Annotated in this window: 1 protein-coding gene; it reads left to right on the forward strand. The window is 38.1% G+C overall.

What is annotated here, in order from left to right; translation table 11 throughout:
- Positions 1-273 (forward strand): hypothetical protein (locus SB749_RS19455; RefSeq protein ID WP_410711753.1); only part of this gene is annotated, 273 nt, incomplete at both ends.

The following is a 273-nucleotide window of genomic DNA, read 5'->3' on the forward strand; positions in this document are numbered from 1 at the left end:
GGCTTAGAGCTGACGAAACAGAATAAAGAGAACCTAAGATATCTTGCTAAGAGTCATGGCAAGACACAACAAGATATCTTAAATGAGTTGGTTGGATTAGCTTATAATCAAACACGAAATCAAGAAATTCAACTAAACTCATCCTTTCCTAATCAAGATGCTTTTTTCGATAGCATTCCTCAAATGCAGCCCTCTAGCTCGCAAAAGGAAGATGGTGAGACAGAAGCTAGGTCTGAGGATACTTCATTAATTGAAGTTCAAGAAAAGCCAGGT

The organism is Brevibacterium sp. SIMBA_078, assembly GCF_046534565.1.
Lineage (GTDB): Bacteria > Actinomycetota > Actinomycetes > Actinomycetales > Brevibacteriaceae > Brevibacterium.